This is a genomic window from Halomonas sp. B23F22_10, from assembly GCF_043496975.1.
In the GTDB taxonomy this organism is placed as follows: Bacteria; Pseudomonadota; Gammaproteobacteria; order Pseudomonadales; family Halomonadaceae; genus Halomonas; species Halomonas smyrnensis.
Map to the genome: position 1 here is coordinate 496,896 of NZ_JBIEKF010000002.1, position 16,979 is coordinate 513,874.

General features: G+C 73.0%; 14 protein-coding genes and 1 riboswitch. Of the genes, 1 reads left to right on the plus strand and 13 read right to left on the minus strand.

The window, feature by feature from the left end; all coding sequences use genetic code 11:
• Window positions 1-92: 92 nt before the first annotated feature.
• The 5 genes from cobO to cbiE form a co-directional block, all read right to left on the minus strand.
• Window positions 93-698 (minus strand): cob(I)yrinic acid a,c-diamide adenosyltransferase, encoded by a 606-nt coding sequence (gene cobO / locus ACGTNF_RS06430; RefSeq protein WP_394600976.1) that lies wholly within the window; start codon window positions 696-698, stop codon window positions 93-95.
• Window positions 699-846: 148 nt separating this feature from the next.
• Window positions 847-1,632: a precorrin-6A synthase (deacetylating) gene (cobF, locus tag ACGTNF_RS06435; RefSeq protein ID WP_394600977.1), complete on the minus strand. Its 786-nt coding sequence runs from the start codon at window positions 1,630-1,632 to the stop codon at window positions 847-849.
• Window positions 1,629-2,450, minus strand: coding sequence for a precorrin-4 C(11)-methyltransferase (gene cobM / locus ACGTNF_RS06440; protein ID WP_394600978.1), 822 nt, complete (start codon window positions 2,448-2,450; stop codon window positions 1,629-1,631). The genes cobF and cobM overlap by 4 nt, the downstream gene beginning before the upstream one ends.
• Window positions 2,447-2,839 (minus strand): cobalamin biosynthesis protein, encoded by a 393-nt coding sequence (locus ACGTNF_RS06445; protein WP_394600979.1) that lies wholly within the window; start codon window positions 2,837-2,839, stop codon window positions 2,447-2,449. Before ACGTNF_RS06445 ends, cobM begins: the two co-directional genes overlap by 4 nt.
• A gap of 59 nt (window positions 2,840-2,898) precedes the next feature.
• Window positions 2,899-4,122 (minus strand): precorrin-6y C5,15-methyltransferase (decarboxylating) subunit CbiE, encoded by a 1,224-nt coding sequence (cbiE, locus tag ACGTNF_RS06450; protein ID WP_394600980.1) that lies wholly within the window; start codon window positions 4,120-4,122, stop codon window positions 2,899-2,901.
• On the opposite strand from cbiE, the gene ACGTNF_RS06455 reads away from it, so the two are divergent.
• On the plus strand, window positions 4,121-4,885 hold the full coding sequence (locus ACGTNF_RS06455; protein ID WP_394600981.1) for a cobalt-precorrin-6A reductase: 765 nt from the start codon (window positions 4,121-4,123) through the stop codon (window positions 4,883-4,885). The genes cbiE and ACGTNF_RS06455 overlap by 2 nt on opposite strands.
• Here ACGTNF_RS06455 and cobJ read toward each other — a convergent pair.
• From cobJ to ACGTNF_RS06495, 8 genes are read right to left on the minus strand one after another with little or no spacing between them, the layout of a single operon-like run.
• Window positions 4,843-5,625, minus strand: a complete 783-nt coding sequence (gene cobJ, locus ACGTNF_RS06460; protein ID WP_394600982.1) for a precorrin-3B C(17)-methyltransferase — start codon at window positions 5,623-5,625, stop codon at window positions 4,843-4,845. The two genes, ACGTNF_RS06455 and cobJ, sit on opposite strands and share 43 nt — an antisense overlap.
• The gene (cobI, locus tag ACGTNF_RS06465) at window positions 5,622-6,374 is read right to left on the minus strand and encodes a precorrin-2 C(20)-methyltransferase (protein WP_394600983.1); all 753 of its coding nucleotides are present in this window, start codon (window positions 6,372-6,374) and stop codon (window positions 5,622-5,624) included. Before cobI ends, cobJ begins: the two co-directional genes overlap by 4 nt.
• Complete coding sequence (locus ACGTNF_RS06470) at window positions 6,371-7,000, minus strand: precorrin-8X methylmutase (protein ID WP_394600984.1); 630 nt, start codon at window positions 6,998-7,000, stop codon at window positions 6,371-6,373. Before ACGTNF_RS06470 ends, cobI begins: the two co-directional genes overlap by 4 nt.
• Window positions 6,984-8,228, minus strand: a complete 1,245-nt coding sequence (locus tag ACGTNF_RS06475; RefSeq protein WP_394600985.1) for a ferredoxin-like domain-containing protein — start codon at window positions 8,226-8,228, stop codon at window positions 6,984-6,986. Before ACGTNF_RS06475 ends, ACGTNF_RS06470 begins: the two co-directional genes overlap by 17 nt.
• Entirely contained in the window at window positions 8,225-12,229 is a 4,005-nt protein-coding gene (gene cobN, locus ACGTNF_RS06480; protein WP_394600986.1) for a cobaltochelatase subunit CobN, read from the minus strand. The genes ACGTNF_RS06475 and cobN overlap by 4 nt, the downstream gene beginning before the upstream one ends.
• The gene (gene cobW / locus ACGTNF_RS06485) at window positions 12,229-13,329 is read right to left on the minus strand and encodes a cobalamin biosynthesis protein CobW (protein WP_394600987.1); all 1,101 of its coding nucleotides are present in this window, start codon (window positions 13,327-13,329) and stop codon (window positions 12,229-12,231) included. The genes cobN and cobW overlap by 1 nt, the downstream gene beginning before the upstream one ends.
• Complete coding sequence (locus ACGTNF_RS06490; protein WP_394600988.1) at window positions 13,326-14,684, minus strand: cobyrinic acid a,c-diamide synthase CobB; 1,359 nt, start codon at window positions 14,682-14,684, stop codon at window positions 13,326-13,328. The genes cobW and ACGTNF_RS06490 overlap by 4 nt, the downstream gene beginning before the upstream one ends.
• Window positions 14,685-14,704: 20 nt before the next feature.
• A complete protein-coding gene (locus ACGTNF_RS06495; RefSeq protein ID WP_394601079.1) occupies window positions 14,705-16,495 on the minus strand; it encodes an AAA family ATPase in 1,791 nt (596 codons plus the stop codon).
• Window positions 16,496-16,618: 123 nt separating this feature from the next.
• Window positions 16,619-16,843, minus strand: a riboswitch (cobalamin riboswitch).
• Window positions 16,844-16,979 lie beyond the last annotated feature (136 nt).

The window sequence follows — 16,979 nt, forward strand, 5'->3', positions numbered from 1 at the left end:
TGCCCAGCGGCGGAATCCGCCTCACCCCTGGCAAAAACCCCTCGCGCCGTCTCGTCCCCGGCGCTCATCAGGCGACAACAGAGCCGAGACGACTACAGCTCGACGCCTTTTTGCGCCTTGATCCCCTGATCCTTGAAGGCATGCTTGACCACCTTCATCTCGGTCACGGTGTCGGCCAGCTCGATCAGCGCCTCGGGGGCGTGACGGCCGGTGACCACCGCATGCTGCATGGCCGGGCGGCCCTGGAGGTCGTCGAGCACCCGGTCGAGCTCCAGGTAGCCGTGGCGCAGGGCGATATTGAGCTCGTCGAACAGCACCAGGGCATAGTCCGGGTCGGCCAGCATGCGACTGGCCTCGGCCCAGGCCGCCTCGGCGGCACGCACGTCGCGCCCGCGATCCTGGGTATCCCAGGTATAGCCCTCGCCCATGACGTGGTAGTCCACGCCCGGCAGCGAGCGATAGAAGGCCTCCTCGCCGGTCTGGAACTTGCCCTTGATGAACTGCACCACGCCGACCTTCATGCCGTGGCCCAGGGCGCGGGCGACCATGCCGAAGCCGGAGCTGCTCTTGCCCTTGCCGGGGCCGGTGAGCACCAGCAGCACGCCCTGCTCCTTGTCGGCGGCGGCAATCCGCTCGTTCATGATCTTCTGCTTGTGGGCCATGCGCACCGCATGGCGCTCGGGGTCGACGTGCTTCATCGAGATCTCCAGCGATCGAGGGAATAACGTGGTGGTTCTCATGCCATACCGGGGACAAGTCGCAGCGGAGCTCCTACGCCAGGGATGGCGTCGGGAGCTACAAGGATGTATTTATCGCGTCTCCGCGCAGGCTTGTCCCCGGTATCCATCATTCGAGCAGCGGCTGACGCGCCAGCAGATAGATATCCATGATCCAGCCATGGCGCTCACGCAGCGCGGCGCGGCGCTCGACGATGGCGGGGCCGACCTCGGCCAGCGGGCCGTCGATCAGGCACTGCTTGTCCATGCCGAGATAGGCGCCCCACCAGATATGCAGGCCCTCCGGGGCCAGCGACTGGAAGGCGCCGCCGGCGTCCAGCATCACCGCCACGCTGGCGGCGTCGCCGGGCCAGCCGCGCTCGCGCAGGCGCCGCCCGGTGGTGATCTGCACCGGCTCGGCCAGGGCATTCAAGGGGATGCGATGCTCGGCGGTCAGCACCTGCAGGCTGGTGATGCCCGACACCACCTCGACCTCGAGCGCCATGCCGCTTTCGTTCTCTCGCCCTGCCCCCTTGAGGCGCGCGGCGATGCGCAGGCTGCTGTCGTAGAGCGAGGGGTCGCCCCAGATCAGCATCGCGACCCGCCCGCCCCCGGGCAGGTGATGCGTCATCTGCTCGCGCCAGGTCTCGGCGATGGCGGCGTGCCAGTCGTCCACCGCGCCCAGGTAGTCGTCGCGGCCGTCGCGGCGCGGCAGGTCGAACTCCACCATGCGCGATTGTGCGGCCTCGTCGAGCAGGTTGCGGCACAGCAGCCGACGCAGGTCGACTAGGTCCGAACGGGCCTCGCCCTTGCGCGGCAGCAGGATCAGCGCGGCCTCGCGCAGCGCGCGCACGCCGGCCAGGGTCACGTGCTCGGGGTTGCCGGTGCCGATGCCGATCAGCGACAGATGGATCATGCGCCGCCCTCTCGTGCCGCGCGTTCTTCCTCAAAGGCGCCGCCCTCGGCGAAGGGCGAGTCTGCCGACTTCGGCCGGAAGCGGCGGTCGTAGCCGATGGCGTAGAGGCAGCTGTCATCGAAGTTATCGCTTGCCAGCGCCGGGCCGACCAGGATCAGGGCGGTGCGGTTCATGGCCGGATCGAGGCGCGAAGCGATGGTGTCGAGCCGCCCGCGGATCACCTTCTGGTCGGGCCAGCTGGCGCGCCAGACGATGGCCACCGGGCAGTCGTCGCCGTAGCGGGGTGCGAGCTCCGCCACCACCTGCTCCAGGTTATGGATGGACAGGTGGATCGCCAGCGTCGTGCCGGTGCGGGCGAAGTTGGCCAGGGTCTCGCCGTCCGGCATGGCGCTGGCGCGACCCGGGGTGCGAGTCAGCACCACCGACTGCGCCACGCCCGGCAGCGTCAGCTCCTGGCCGAGGGTGGCGGCGGCCGCGGCGAAGGCCGGCACCCCGGGCGTGATGGCGTAGGGAATGTCCAGCGCGCGCAGCCGGCGCAGCTGCTCGCCCATGGCCGACCACACCGACAGGTCGCCGGAGTGCAGCCGGGCCACGTCCTGCCCCGCCGCGTGGGCCGCGGCGATCTCATCGATGATCTCGTCGAGGGACAGCGGCGCGGTATTGATGATCCGGGCGTCCGCCGGGCAGTGGTCGAGGATCGCCTCGGGCACCAGCGAGCCGGCGTAGAGGCACACCGGACTGGCGGCGATCAGGTCGCGCCCGCGCAGGGTCAAGAGGTCCGGCGCGCCGGGGCCGGCACCGATGAAGTGAACGGTCATGCAATATCTCCTGCCGGGGTGTCGGTTGTCATCGCGGCGATGGCCATCGCCGCGGTGGCGCGGCGGTCCGCGGAAACCCGCCGCGGGCCGAGCAGCTCGCCGCTCGGGCCCGCCGCCAGTATCGCCACGGCCTCGGCGACGCTGCCGGTGCCTCGGGCCCGGCGGCTGCGCGGGGAATGCGTCAGCGTCTCGGCCGAGGCCAGCGTCTCATCGGGCACGGCGAGCGTCTCGAGGCCCCGCGCCTCGCCCAGGGCCTGCACCGTCGGCCGCATGCTGTCGGCCGCCGCCAGCCGGTCGGCCGGGCCATGGCACGCCTCAAGCCGCTCCAGCGCCTCGGTGAGTGAGGCGAGCGTGGCCGAGCGGCGAAAGCCGAAGCCCGCGATTCTCATCGCTTTGCTCTCTATGGCGCCTTCCATGGCGGCCTGCCCCGCGCCGTTCCTCTCACCGCTCATTTCACGACTCGCCACTGCACGATGGGATAGGCGGCCTTCCAGCCGCGGCGTCTGCCGAGGGCGGTCGCCGCCGACAGCTCCAGGCGCACCAGCTCGCCGCCGAGTTCGCGCTGCCGCTGGGCCAGCAGCGCCTCGGATTCGAGCGTCACCGCGTTGGCCACCAGCCGCGTGCCCGCCGGCAGGCGAGGCCACAGCGCGTCGAGCAGCGCTTCGCAGAGCCCACCGCCGATGAAGACCGCATCCGGCGGCGGCGCGTCGGCGAGCTCATTCGCCAGCAGCGCCGCGGCGTCGCCCTCGACCACCTCCAGCCAGTCGACGCCGAGTTCCCGGGCGTTGCGGCGGGCGCGCTCGGCCCGCTCGGGGTCGCGTTCGAGGCCCAGGGCGCGGTTGTCCGGATGGGCCAGCAGCCACTCGATGGCCACCGAGCCGGAGCCGGTGCCGATGTCCCACAGCCGCTCGCCCGGCATCGGGGCCAGGGCGGCCAGCGTGGCGGCGCGCACCGCCGGCTTGGTGATCTGGCCATCGTGGGCGAACCAGCCATCCGGCCGCCCCGGCGTCAGCGGCAGCGCCGGCCCGTCACCCGCGACCTCGAGACCCACCGCCACCGGATGGGCGACGTCGCCCGGCAGCTCTGCATCGGCACGCGCGCAGCGCACGCGCTCTTCATCGCCGCCCAGGGCCTCCAGCACGTGAAGCTGGCTGGCACCGAAGCCGACGCGCCCCAGCCAGTCGGCCAGCGCCGCCACCGCCGCACCATCGCGCAGCAGCACCAGCAGCCGGCGGCCGCTATGCAGGTGCGGACGCAGCCGCGTCAGCGGCCGGGCGTGCAGGCCGAGGCAGGTCACGCCCTCCAGCGACCAGCCGAGCCGCGAGGCCGCCAGGCTGAAGGTCGAGGGCGACGGCAGCGAGCGCCACTCGCCCGGCGCGAGATGCCGCGCCAGGGTGGCGCCGGCGCCGAACCAGAAGGGATCGCCGGAGGCCAGCATCACCGTGCGCCGGCCGCGCTCGGCCAGCAGTTCGGGAATGCCGTCGGCGAAGGGCACCGGCCACTCGCGCACCTCGGCGGCGAGCGGCGGCAGCAGGCGCAGATGGCGCCGGGCGCCGAACAGCACCTCGGCGGCCTGAAGCGCCTCGCGGCTTGCCGGCGTGAGTCCGGCCGTGCCACTCTCGCCCCAGCCCACCACCGTCAGCCAGGGAGCGTCGTCCGCGTCAGTCATCATGAAGGTCCTGATCCTGGGAGGTACCACCGAGGCCAGCGCCCTGGCCCGCGCGCTCGCCGAGCGCGAGATCCCCGCGCTGTTCAGCTACGCCGGCCGCGTCGCCTCGCCGAAACCCCAGCCGCTGCCGACCCGGGTCGGCGGCTTCGGCGGCGCGGACGGGCTGGCCGACTTCCTCGCGACGCAGCGCATCACCCACCTGGTCGATGCCACCCATCCCTTCGCCGAGCAGATGAGCCGCCATGCCGTCGCCGCGGCCGAGCGAACGGGCACCGCGCTGATCGCCCTGACCCGGCCGCCGTGGGAGCCGCAGGAAAGTGACCGCTGGCAGCGCGTCGCGAGCATCGAGGCGGCGGTGGCGGCGCTCGCCGGCCCGCCCGAGCGGGTGCTGCTGGCGATCGGCCGCATGCACCTGGCGGCCTTCGCCGCCCGGCCCGAGCACCACTACGTGCTGCGGCTGGTCGACCTGCCCGAGGAGTCGCCGCCGCTGCCCCGCCATACCCTGACCGTCGACCGCGGCCCCTTCACCCGGGAGGGCGACCTGGCCCTGATGCGCGAGCACGGCATCGAGCGCCTGGTGTGCAAGAACGCCGGCGGCGCGGGGGCGGCGGCCAAGCTCGAGGCCGCCCGCGCGCTTCAGCTGCCGGTGATCATGATCGACCGCCCGGCGCTGCCGCCCCGCCGCGAGGCCCATGGCCCCGATGCGGTGCTGGACTGGCTGGGTCATCGATCCGCCTCGGCGGACGGCACCGACCGCGGCGTATAGACCCACTCGCCCGCCTCGTCGCTGGCGGCCGGAATGCGCCGCGTCAGGCTCGAGCCCACCATCACCAGGGTGCGCATGTCGGCCATCTCGGGGGTCGCCTCGCCGAGGGTGACGACCCGCAGGCGCTCCTCGGGCGTGGAGACCGCGCGGGCGAACATGATCGGGCGCGCGTCGCCGCAGGCCTCGCGCAGCACGCCCAGGGCGCGGGCGAAGCCCTCCGGCCGCGAGCGGGAGCGGGGGTTGTAGAAGGCCATGGCGAAGTCGGCCTCGGCGGCCAGCCGCAGGCGCTTCTCGATCAGCGCCCAGGGCTTGAGGTTGTCGGAGAGGTTGAGGCAGCAGAAGTCGTGGCCCAGCGGCGCGCCGAGGCGCGCGCTGGCGGCGAGCATCGCCGAGACCCCCGGCAGCACCTGGATGTCCAGCGCCCGCCAGGCCGGCTGGCCCGCCTCCAGCGCCTCGAACACCGCCGCGCCCATGGCGAACACGCCGGGGTCGCCCGAGGACACGACCGCCACCCGGCGGCCATCGGCCGCCATCTCGAGGGCCTGCTCGGCGCGGCGGATCTCCTCGCGGTTGTCCGAACCGTGGCGGGTCAGCCCCGGGCGCGGCGCGACCCGCTCGACGTAGGGCACGTAGCCCACCACGTCGGTGGCCTCGGCAAGCGCGCCCGACGCCTCAGGGGTGATCAGCGACTCATTGCCTGGGCCGAGGCCGACGATCTTAAGCCAACCCGCTTCGCTCATGGCCGCCTCCCGTTGCCGTGGATCACCAGAATCGAGAAATAGGGCACGCTCTCGCCGACCTCGGCCAGCGGCACCACCCGCTGCCGGCCCATGGAGGCGTACTCGATCAGCCAGGCCTCATCTTCGCGGCCGGCGCTTGTCAGCGCACGGCGCAACTTGTCGAGGTGGCGGCCGATCTTCATCACCACCAGGGCGTCGGTGCGCGCGATGCGCTCGGCCAGCCGCTCCTCGGGCTGGGTCGCGGTCAGCACCGTCAGCACGTCGTCGCCCCAGGTGATGGGCCGGCCCGTGGCCGTCCAGGCGGCGGACATGCCGGTGATGCCGGGCACCACCTCCACCGGCACGCGATCCAGCAGCCGCGTGTAGAGGTGCATGAAGGAGCCATAGAAGAAGGGGTCGCCCTCGCACAGCACCGCCACGTCGTGGCCCGCCCCGGCGATCTCGGCGAGCTGGGCCACCTGACGTTCGTAGAAGGCCGCCAGCCACGCGTTGTAGCGCGGATCGTCGAAGGGAATCTCGGTGGTGACCGGATACTCCATGGCAAGCTCCACGGCGCCGGGCGCCAGCATGCCCTCGACGATGGTGCGGGCGTGGCCGGTGCGGCCCTTCTTGCGGAAGTAGGCGACGTGGCTGGCGCCGCGGATCAGCCGGTCGGCGCGCACGCTCATCAGGTCCTGGCTGCCGGGGCCGAGGCCGATGCCGTGAATCGTGCCGGGGGGCGTGCTGGAAGGCGTTTCTGGCATCGTCATTCGCTGCGATCCGCCATGGCGTTGATGGCGGCCACCGTCACCGCGCTGCCGCCGAGCCGGCCCTCGACGATGGCGCAGGGCGCCGCCCCGCTCTCCCACAGCGCCTGCTTGGACTCCGCCGCGCCGACGAAGCCCACCGGGCAGCCGACGATCGCCGCCGGGCGCGGGCAGTCCGGGTCCTCGAGCATGTTGAGCAGGTGGAACAGCGCGGTCGGGGCGTTGCCGATCGCCACCACCGCGCCCTCGAGCCGGGGCCGCCACAGCTCCAGCGCCGCCGCCGAGCGGGTGTTGCCCATCTCGCGCGCCAGCCCCGGTACCCGCTCGTCGTGCAGGGTGCAGATCACGGCGTTGTCCGCCGGCAGGCGCTTGCGGGTGATGCCCTCGGCGACCATGCGTGCGTCGCACAGGATCGGCGCGCCGCCCTCCAGCGCCGCCCGGGCCTCGTTCACGGCGTCGTCGCGGAAGTGGACATGCGGCGCCAGCGCCACCAGGCCGGCGGCGTGGATCATGCGCACGGCGACCGGCTCCTCCTCGGACGAGAAGCGTGAAAGCTCGGCCTCGCGCCGTATGATGGCGAAGGACTCCCGGTAGATCGCCGGTCCGTCGGTTTCATAGACGTAAGGCATCGCGTGTCTCCCAATATTCGATAGCGTCGGATTCGCCGAGGCCGGTCGCGACCGGCGTGTCATCGGCGCGTCCGCCCAGAATCAGGTCATAGCGGCCGTCGCGCCCCGTCAGGCAGACCTCGGCCGGGCCGCTGCGGGCGCAGCCCTTGGCGCAGCCGGAAACATGCAGCCGGCCCGCGGCCGATTCGCCCGGGCCCTCGCTTCGCCGCTCGGCCAGCGACTGAGCCAGGCCGTGAGTCGCCACGCTGGCCTGGGCACAGAACGGCGCGCCGGGACAGGCGTCCATGGCCAGGCGCGGGTCGCGCGCGTCATGGATCAGCCCGTCGTCCGGCGCGCCGTCTTTCATGTTCGAATTCGCGCCCTCGCCTTCCAGCAGCAGGCGCCGCCAGGGCGTCACGCGCACGCCGGTGATAGCCTCGTCGCACATGGCAGCGCGCAGCGACGCGGCCGTGGCTCGGCCGAAGGGCAGCCCCACCACCCGGCCGGCGGGATGCGGCCCCGGCGTCAGGCCCGAGGCGGCGTCGGACGCTTGCGGCGCGGCAGCTGGCTCGGTATCGGCGGCCGCCCAGCCCGGCAGCGGCGCGGTGAGGCGGCGCATACGCCCGGCCGCGAGGCCGCCCGCGTCGACGAACCAGTGCGCCAGCCGCGTCATCAGTTCGACCGCGGCCTCGACGTCGGCGACGGGCGTGCCCCACTCGCGCCCGTCGGCCCGCACCAGCAGGCCGCCCTCGCGCGAGCGCTCCAGGCGCAGGTCGGCGGGCACGTCGCGCAGCACCGGGGCCGGGCCGGCGTCCAGCGCCAGGCCCCACTTGTCCGGCAGCGCCGGCCAGTCGGCCAGTCGGCGCTCCAGCAGGCGCGCCGCCTCGTGCGTCGCGTCGCCCTCTCGCCAGTCCGGGGCCAGCAGCAGCGCCGGGCGGCGCTCGCCCTCGGCGTCCGGGGCCGCCAGGCCGTGCTCGACCAGAAACGCCATCAGCTCGGGCCAGCCGGCCTCGCTCACGCCGCGCAGCTGCAGGTTGGCGCGGCGGGTCTGCTCGATCAGGCCGTTGCCCCAGGTCTCGGCGGCCTCGCACAGCGACAGCATCCGGGCCCGGGTGAGCCGGCCCAGCGGCGGGCGCACCCGCACCAGCAGCCCGTCGCCGGTGGCCATGGGCCGCCAGGCGCCGGGGCACCAGCCGCGAACCCGTGGCGAGGCGCTCGAGCGCTTCTCCTTCACGCCCTGTTCTTTCAAGACATCCCCTCCCGTCGCTCGTCGAACTCGAGCAGCAGGTCCTGCAGGGCCTCGGCGCGCTCGCCGGCGTCCTCCCACAGGCCGCGCTGGACGGCCTCGAGCAGCCGCTCGGCCATTTCCTCGAGTGCGGCGGCGTTGTGCTCGCGCAGGAAGCGCTGGTTGGCGTCGTCGAACACCAGGGCATCGCTCACCTGGGCGTACTGGTGGTCGGGCACCAGGTCGGTGGTGGCGTCATAGGCGAACAGGGTGTCCACGGTGGCGGCCATCTCGAAGGCGCCCTTGTAGCCGTGCTCGCGCATGGCCTCGATCCACTTGGGATTGAGCACCCGGGAGCGCAACACCCGGGTGATCTCCTCCTGCAGGGTGCGGATGCGCGGCCGCGCCGGGTTGGCATGGTCGGCGTGGTAGACGGCCGGCGCCTCGCCGCCGAGGGCGCGGCCGGCGTTGGCCATGCCGCCCTGGAAGGCGTAGTAGGTGCTGGAATCGAGGATGTCGTGCTCGCGGTTGTCCTGGTTGTGCAGCACCGCCTGCAGCCCCTCGAGCCGATGCGCGAAGGCACGGCGCGCCCCGGCGCCGGACTCGGGGAACTGGCCGTAGGCGTAGGCGCCGGCCGCGACATAGGCCTCGGCCAACTCGTCGGCATCGTCCCAGGCGCGCGTGTCGACCAGCCGATCCAGGCCGGTGCCGTACTCGCCGGGCCGGCTGCCGAACACCCGGAAGCCCGCCTCCTGCTCGGCCGCCTCGGGCGAGAGCCCGGCGGCCTCCAGCTCGCCGCGGCGCGCCTCGACCGCGGCACGGATGGTGTTGCTAGTGCCCGGCTCGTGGTAGTCGGCCACCGCCCGCACCGCGGCGTCGAACAGTTTGATGACGTGGGGGAAGGCGTCGCGGAAGAAGCCGGACACCCGCAGGGTGACGTCCACCCGCGGCCGGCCCAGCAGCATGCTGGGAATGACCTCCACGTCGACCACCCGCTGCGAGCCCAGCGACCAGATCGGCCGCACGCCCATCAGCGCCAGGGCCTGGGCGATGTCGTCGCCGCCGGTGCGCATGGTGGCCGTGCCCCAGATCGACAGGCCCAGCCGACGCGGATAGTCGCCATGGTCCTGCAGGTAGCGCTCGACAAATGCCTGGGCCGAGGACTCGCCCAGCGACCAGGCGGCGGGCGACGGCACGGCGCGATTGTCGACGCTGAAGAAGTTGCGCCCGGTGGGCAGCACGTCGAGCCGGCCGCGGCTGGGCGCCCCGCTCGGCCCCGGCGGCACGGCCAGGCCGTCGAGCCCGTCGATCAGCGCGCCGATCTCGCGCTCGGCACCGTGGCGCATGGCGGCCCAGAGGCCGTCGCGGGCGTGGCGACACAGCGCCGCGGTGGCCGGCCAGTCGCGGGCCAGCGCCTCGAGGTCGCCGTCTTCCAGCACATGGCCTTCGACCAGCCGCTCGGCCAGGCGCTCGAGGCGTTCGCGGGTGTCGGCGGCGCTGCGCCAGGGGGCGTCAGCCAGTTCGTCCGGTTCGCTCAAGGCCGCCGGCCTCGGCCCCCGCCAGGGCTCGGCGCCGGCGGCCAGCGGATCGAAGAGAGTGCCCGCTTCGCCCGTGACACCCGGCTCAAGCAGGCCCAGGTCGTCGGCCAGGGCGTGCAGCAGGCCCTGGCGTTCGGGGCCCTCGCCCCGCGGCAGCCGCAGGATGGCGACCAGGGTCGCGGCCCGCTTTTCCGCCGGCGGCAGGGTGCCGAGCACGTGCAGGCCGTGGCGGATCTGGGCTTCCTTGATATCGCAGAGGAAGGTGTCGAGCTCGTTCAGCAGGCGCTCGTCGGCGCCCTGACAGGCCTCATCCCCTTCGCTCGCCGACGGCTTCAGCTCGGCGTCGATGCCGGTGCCCTTCAGGTGCTCGAGGATGCGCTCGCGCAGCAGCGCCTCGCGGCGCGGGTCCATGCCCAGCGCCTGGTAGTACTCGTCGGTCAGCGACTCGAGCTCGGCCAGCTCGCCGTAGAGCTCGGCCCGGGCCAGCGGCGGCATCAGGTGATCGATGATCACCGCCTGGCTGCGGCGCTTGGCCTGGGCGCCCTCGCCCGGGTCGTTGACGATGAAGGGATAGAAATGCGGCAGCGGCCCCAGCGCCACGTCCGGCCAGCACTCGGCCGAGAGCGCCGTGCTCTTGCCGGGCAGCCACTCCAGGTTGCCGTGCTTGCCGACGTGGATCACCGCGTCCACCCGGTAGTGCTCGCGCAGCCACAGGTAGAAGGCCAGGTAGCTGTGGGGCGGCACCAGCTCGGTGTCGTGGTAGCTCTTGATCGGGTCTGAGTCCGGCCCCGTGTCGATGTCGCGAGCCGGCTGGATGCCGACGAAGGTCTCGCCGAGGCGGATGCCGGCGATCAGGAGCCGACCCTGGCGGTGCTTGGGGTCGTCCTCGGGGGCGCCCCAGCGCCGCCAGACCGCCTCCTGCAGGGCCTCCGGCAGGGTGCGGAACCAGGCCAGGTAGTCGTCGACGCCGAGGCTCTGCCAGCTGCCGCGCCAGGCAAGCGACTGCGGATCGTTGGTCACGCTGCCCTGCAGGCGCCGGATCAGCGCGTCGCCGTCCGCGGGCAGGTCCGCCAGCGGATAGCCGGCCTCCTCCAGCGCACGCAGCAGGTTGACGGCGGACGCCGGGGTGTCGAGGCCGACGCCGTTGCCGATGCGGCCGTCCCGGGTGGGATAGTTGGCCAGCACCAGCGCCAGGCGCTTGTCGGCGTTGGCGGTGTGGCGCAGCCGCGCGTAGCGCCGGGCCAATGCGGCGACGAAGGCGGCGCGCTCGGGATGCGGCGCATGGCGGGTCACCGACAGCTGGCAGCGCTCGCTGTAATGGGCCTCGGCCTTGAAGCCCACCGCCCGGGTGATGACGCGCCCGTCCATCTCCGGCAGCACCACCTGCATGGCCACGTCGCGGCTGTGCAGGCCGGCGGCCTTGTCGCGCCAGTCATCCTCGGGGCTGCTGGCCAGTATCGCCTGCAGCACCACCGGCCGGCCGGCGAACAGGCCCGCCGCCTCATCCTCGTCTTCACCGAACGCGCCGGCGTCGATGCCGCCCTGGTCGGGCTCGCGGTTGACCGAGAAGCCGGTGGTGTTGACCACCAGGCCAGCACCGGTGCGCTCGATCAGGTGATCGACGAAGGCGACGCAGGCGTCTTCCTTCAGCGAGGCCACCGCCACCGCCAGCGGCGCCAGGCCCTCGGCCTCGAGCGCCGCGATCAGGCCGTCTAGCACCGCGGTATTCGCCCCCTGCAGGTGGCTGCGGTAGAACAGCAGCAGGCAGACGGGGCGCGCGGGATCGCGCTGCGCCTCCCAGTCCGAAAGCGACGCTTCCCATCCGGCGCTCGGCGCGGTATCGGGCGCCTGAGAGAGCGCGGATTCGGGCGCCTGAGAGAGCGCGGATTCGGGCGCCTGAGAAAGCGCGGATTCGGGCGCCTGAGAGAGATAGACTAAAGCCGGGGGAATCGCCCGCGGTTCGCGCCAGTCGAGCGGCGCCGCGCTCTGTTCCAGGCCCAGATATTCCGCGCCGACGAAGCGCAGCAGCTGCTCGGCGTTGTCGGCACCGCCCTCGCGCAGGTAGCGCCATACCCGACGGGCCGACTCGACCGGCACGCTGGAGGCCTCCAGCAGGGCATCGTCGGGAGCGTCGCAGCCCGGCACCAGGATCAGCCGCCGCGTCGGGTCCGCCGCCGCCCAGGCCCGCAGGCGATCGACGCCGTACTGCCAGTAGGCGCTGCCGCCGAGCAGCGAGACGATCGCCAGCCGCGCGTGCTCCAGCACCCGATCCTCGTAGAGGTCATAGGCGGCGGGCTTGACCAGGTTCATCCAGTTGGCGAGGCGCACCGAGGGATAGGCGTCGCCCAGCCGCTCGGCCGCCTGGGCCAGCGCCGACAGGCTGCTGTCGGCGGCCGACAGGATCACGACCTCGGCGGGCGTCTGCTGCAGGTCGACGATGCCCTCGTCGTCGACGAAGCCTCCCGGCTTGGCGGCGAACAGGTGCATCAGGCGGGCGTCGCGCTCTCGGCACCGGCCAGCGCCGCCTCCAGCACCTCGCGATCCAGGTGCCGGCCGATGATGACCAGCTCGGTGTGACGCGGCTCGCCTGGCGCCCATAGCCGGTCGAAGTAGCCGTCCAGCCGCTCGCCCACGGCCTGGATGACCCGGCGCATGGGCTTGCCGGGAATCGCCGCGAAGCCCTTGGCGCGATAGATCTCGTGTTCTTTCAGCAGCGCGGCCAGGCGCGCCTCCAGCGCCTCGGCGTCGACCTCGCCCAGGCGGATCACCAGGCCGTCGAAGTGGTCGTGGGCGTGGTCGTGATGGGCGCCCTCGGCGTGGTGGCGGTCGTGATGGTTGTCGATGCGGTCGATGCCCTCCTCGCTCGCGGCGCCGATCCCCATCAGGGCCTCCAGGCGGGCCGGATCGTCGGTCAGGCTCGGATCGATATAGAGCGTCTTCACGGACCCGGGGACCCTGTCGGCCACCAGCGCCTCGACCCGCGCGCGCTCGTCCTCGGCGAGCAGGTCGCTCTTGCTGACCAGCACCAGGTCGGCGGCGCTGAGCTGGTCGTCCAGCAGCTCGCGCAGGCTGGGGTCGTGATCCAGGCTGTCGTCGGCGCGACGCTGGGCCTCGACCCGCTCGACGTCGCTGGCGTAGCGCCCGGCGGCCACCGCCGGGCCGTCGACCACGGTGATGATAGCGTCGACGGTGCAGTGCTGGCGCACCTCCGGCCAGTTGAAGGCCTGCACCAGCGGCTTGGGCAGCGCCAGGCCGCTGGTCTCGATCAGGATGTGGTCGATGTCGTCGCGGCGGGCCACCAGCTTCTTCATCACCGGCAGGAACTCTTCCTCCACCGTGCAGCAGATGCAGCCGTTGGCCAGCTCGAAGATGCTGCCGTCCTCGTCGAGCGCCTGGGCGCCGTCCTCCTCACAGCCGATGGCGCAGCCGCGCAGCAGGCTGGAGTCGATGTCCTGCTCGCCGAACTCGTTGACGATCACGGCGATGCGCTTGCCGGTGATGCGGCGCAGGATGCCGGCCAGCAGCGTGGTCTTGCCGCTGCCGAGGAAGCCGGTCACCACCGTGGCGGGAATCTTGTCGAGTTTCATGCGTGGCATTCCTTGGTCGAATCATCAGCGTTCGCGGCCACGCCGAACAGGCGGGCCACGGCGGCGGGGTTGTCGGGGAAGAACAGGTGCAGGTAGGACGCGGTCAGGCCTCGCGCGCGATAGATCGCCTCGCCGGGCGCGGGATGGCGCTGACGGCGACCAAAGGCGATGGGCTCGGGCGTGCCGCTGGCCTGGGAGCGATGATGGGCATGGCCGCGCACCGGGCCCTCGGGCAGCTCGGCGGTCTGCATGCCCTGGCAGCCTCGGCGCCCGCGCATGGCGCCGGCGCCGGGCAGCAGGCCCAGCATGGCGTGGGTCTCGCCGTCCTGGTCGGTCAGGGTCTCCAGGCAGTAGAGCAGCCCGCCGCACTCGGCGAGGATCGGCAGATCGTCCTCGAAGGCTCGCCGGAGGTCGTCGCGCAGCGCGGCGTTGGCGGCCAGGCCTTCGGCGTGAAGCTCCGGGTAGCCACCCGGCAGCCACAGGGCGTCGCAGGCCGGCAGGCTCGTATCGGCCAGTGGAGAAAAGACACGCAGCGTCGCGCCCATGCGTTCGAGCAGGTCCAGGTTGGCCTGGTAGACGAAGCTGAAGGCGGCGTCGCGCGCCACCGCAATGGTGCGCCCGGCGAGCCAGGCCGGCGGCGCGGAGGCATCAATGGGCGCGGGCATGAAGGCCACCGGCGGCAGCGCCAGCAGGGACTCGGCCAGGCCCTCGGCGGCGAGCGCCTCGGCGCCGGCGTCGAAGCGCGTCTCCAGGTCGTCGCGGATCTCCTCGGCCTGGACCAGCCCCAGGTGGCGCTCGGGCAGCGCCAGGGCCGGGTCACGGGGCATCGCCGCCAGCAGCGGCACGCTCGCCGGCAGCGCGCCCTCGATCAGCTCGCGATGGCGGGCCGAACCGCAGGCGTTGGCGATCAGCCCGGCGATGCGCACGTCGTCGCGGAAGCCGGCCAGCCCGGCCACCAGCGCCGCCGCGGTCTGGGCCATACCCTTGACGTCCATCACGATCACCATCGGCAGGCCGAACAGCGCGGCCAGATCGGCGCTGGAGGGCTCGCCGTCGAACAGGCCCATGGCGCCTTCGACCAGGATCAGGTCGGCCTCCCGGGCGGCCTCGAACAGCCGCTGGCGGCAGTAGGCCTCGCCGGCCATCCACAGGTCGAGCGGGTCCACCGGCTGGCCGGAGGCCTGGGCCAGCACCCGCGGGTCCAGGTAGTCCGGGCCGGTCTTGAACACCCGCACCACCCTGCCCTGGCGGCGCAGCATCCGCGCCAGCGCCGCGGTCACGGTGGTCTTGCCCTGGCCCGAGGCCGGCGCGGCGACGAACACCGCCGGGCAGCTCACGGCGTCGTGCTCGTGCATCGCGTTTGCTTCCTTGACATTCATGTCGATGCCCCCGCCTCCAGGCCGGCCAGCGGCCGGTAATCGGCGCCCAGCGCCCGGGCGATGTCGCGGCCGCGGCCGCGCTTCACGGCGGTGGATTCGGTGTCGACGACCACGCAGTCGCCGAGCGGCGGCAGGCCGCCGAGCGGCTGGCGGGTGCGGCCGTCGGTGATCAGGTAGGTGCGCACCTGCAGGCCCGCGTCCTGGCGGCGCCAGCGGCGCACCAGCCGGGCGGCGTGGCCCACGGCCTCGCGCAGCGGCGTGCCGCCGCCGCCGGGCACGGCGTCGAGCCGCTCGAGCAGGTCCCTGGGCGCGCGACGCTTGGGCTGTAGGGTCTCGATGCCGTCGTTGCCGAAGCCCAGCACCGCGATCTGCTCGCGGGCGGCGTAGGCCCGGCGCGCCAGGACATCGACCGCGCCCTTGGCCCGGCCCAGCAGGCGCCGGCCGAGGGTCGAGGCGGAGGTGTCCAGCAGCACCAGGTGCAGCATCGGCTGGCCGGAGCGCGGGCGGCGATAGCACAGGCGGCGCCAGGGCCGACGGCCGCGGTGTTCGACCAGGGTGGCGAACCAGTCCGGGCGCGGCGCGGGATCGCCAGGCTCGGCCTGGCGACGATCCCGGCGGCGGCCCACCTGGCGGCCGGGACGGCGGCTCGACGCGGCGAGCGACGACGGCGTCCCGCCGGCCTTGGGAGTGGGCGTCGACTCGGGCAGCGACGGCATCGGCGTCGCGACGCTCGGCTGCGCCATCGGCGGCATGGCACCCCACTGGCCCTGCGGCTGTGAATCGGCCCCGGGGGCCTGGGCGCCATCGGAGGCCGGCCTGCGCGAATCGTCGCCGCTCGCCCCGCCTTGGCTCCGCTCGCCCTCGCCAGCCCCGTTCCCGCCGGCGCCGGAGTCGGAACCGCTGCCGTTGTCGTCGGGGGCGAGGGTGCGGCGGTGGGCCAGCACCCAGGGCTCGACGGCGTCCAGGTCCTCACGCTCGACGCGGGCCGCACCGCGCCAGGCCGCATGGGCCCGGGCGGCGCGGTGCCAGGTGACGTCGGCGCGCAGGCCCTCGACCCCGGCGGCCTGGCTGCGCTCGGCGATGCGCTCGTAGGCGTCATCGTCGGCGACGATCTCGGGAAGGCGGTCGCGGGCCTCGGCCAGGCGCCGGGTCAGCGCCGCCTGCTCGGCCTCGTGGGCGTCGACGAAGGTACGCGGGTCGCGGTCGAAGGCCTCGCGCTGGCGCAGGATCGCCACGCGCTCGGCCACGCCGGGGCTCGCCGCCAGCTCGACGCACAGGCCGAAGCGGTCGAGCAGCTGCGGGCGCAGCTCGCCCTCGTCGGGGTTCATGGTACCGATCAGGCTGAAGCGCGCCGGGTGGGCATGGCTCAGGCCGTCGCGCTCGACGCGGTTGACGCCGCTGGCGGCCACGTCGAGCAGCAGGTCGACCAACGCATCCGGCAGCAGATTGACCTCATCGACGTACAGCAGGCCGCCGTGGGCGCGGGCCAGCAGGCCCTCCTGGAAGCGCGCCTCGCCGTCGGCGAGCACCCGCTGCAGGTCCAGGCTGCCGGTCAGCCGCTCCTCGCTGGCGCCCAGCGGCAGGGTCACCAGCGACGGCCGGCGGCCCTCGGCGTCGTGGGGCAGAATTTCCGCCAGCGCCCGGGCCAGGGTCGACTTGGCGCTGCCCTTGGGACCGCTGATCAGCACGCCGCCGAGGCGCGGATCGATGACGCTGAGCAGCAGCGCGGTCTTGAGCGCCGGCTGGCCGACGACGGCGACGAAGGGAAATTCGGCAACGGCGGTCATGGCGTCACGGCCGGGATAAGGCAGACGGACGCGGGACACGCATCTCGGCGGAGGCTCCGCCGGGAGGGGGAATCGACGAACACGGGCATGTTGATCCTCTCGGTGCCCACCGCACCGGCATGGAATGACTCGACGCGACAGGCCGGTCTCCGGGCTCAGAAGGGGCACTCGCCGGGGCATGGCCGTGGGCGTCGTGCCTTGACCCGCACCTTCCCGGCATGTCGCCAGTGGTCGTCGCGGATCGCGCTTCTTTACCGTTGCGGGGGCAGCGCTGGGATCGGCCGTGGCCTCACCAGACTTCCCGATTATCCCCTGGACCTCAGGGGCACCTGTCTTCGAACAAGTATCGTAATGGACCGGACCTGTCCCGCGCAATCGACCACGCACTCGCCCCGCGGCGGCGATCAAAGCCCTTGCCGATCAATTTTGTTATGTTATAACATAACTTAATATTTTCGCAAAAAAGCCTCGCGCACGCATCGTC